The 1,299-nt window shown below is 31.3% G+C and carries 1 protein-coding gene and 1 pseudogene; both read left to right on the forward strand.

Annotated elements, in window-relative coordinates; translation table 11 throughout:
* Positions 1-201: 201 nt before the first annotated feature.
* Positions 202-465 (forward strand): annotated as a pseudogene (locus FHL06_RS13300) (sugar transferase); the annotation flags it as partial.
* Positions 466-506: 41 nt separating this feature from the next.
* The coding region (locus FHL06_RS13305) for a glycosyltransferase (RefSeq protein ID WP_153387100.1) at positions 507-1,299 on the forward strand (793 nt) is incomplete at its 3' end.

Raw genomic sequence — 1,299 nt, forward strand, 5'->3', positions numbered from 1 at the left:
TGTGTTTATCCATCCTAATGCAGCTTATTAATAAAAAAATTATCAGTAGATTTAAAAGGCGGAAAACACTATATGAATTCATAATATTTTCCGCATTTTTATAATTGGTAATATTTCCTCGTTTGATTGGTACCGGTAATGATTGTCCGAGTGATTTATATTATTTAAATTAATGTTAATGAGACTGGGGATTTATATTAGGTACTAAAAGGTGATATGCGTTTAGTTGGACCTAGGCCACCACTTGAAAGAGAGGTTGTCGTTTATTCTAAGTATGATATGCAACGTTTGATTGTTAAGCCAGGTTGTACTGGACCGTGGCAAGTATCAGGCAGAAATAATGTTAGTTTTGCTGAGATGGTCGACTTGGATTTGCATTATAATCAAAATATGTCTTTATGGACTGATTTTAAAATTATTGTTAAAACAATCGTCATCATGATACATCCAAATAGTGCATATTAAAAATACAGGTCTTAATTTTTAAGCTTTAAGGAGAGTAATAAATGGGTAATGAGCCAATGACAATTGCGATGATAATGGGGAAAATGATGGGTGGTGGCGTTGAATCAGTCATTATGAATTATTATAAACACATTGATCATTCTAAAGTGCAATTTGATTTTATTATTGATAAAGATTCAACTATTGTGCCGGAAAAAGAAATAGCTGAGTTGGGTGGTTATATCTATCAAGTGGCCCCATATCAACAATTACGTGAATATGATCGCGATTTAACTACATTGTTTAAAACAAATAATTATAAAATTGTACATTCACAAATTAACACATTAAGTATCTTTCCGCTTAGAATAGCAAAAAAATGTGGAATTCCTATTCGTATTGCGCACAACCATAGTACAGGTGCACCTAAAGAATGGCGAAAGAATTGGATTAAAGATGCTTTACGGCCACTATCAACAATTTATCCAACTCACTATATGAGCCCTACATTTGATACAGGTAAATGGTTATTTGGTAAGAAAAAAAGTGAACAAAATCTTATTGTATTAAAAGATGCTATAGATATTAAAAAATTTGAATATAATACTGCACAACGAATTAGTATGCGGAAGAAATTAGGAATCTCTTCGGAAAATTTTGTGATTGGAAATATTGGTCGAATGGTTTGGCAAAAGAATCAAAAATACGTTTTAACTTTATTCAACAAAATTATTCAACGAATACCCGAAGCAAAATTACTTATTGTTGGTGAGGGACCTTTGAAAACAGACTTATTAAACCTTGCCAAAAATCTTGATTTAGCAAATAAGATTGTATTTGTACCTTACGTAGAAA

It is taken from the genome of Companilactobacillus halodurans, from assembly GCF_009600985.1.
Lineage (GTDB): Bacteria > Bacillota > Bacilli > Lactobacillales > Lactobacillaceae > Companilactobacillus > Companilactobacillus halodurans.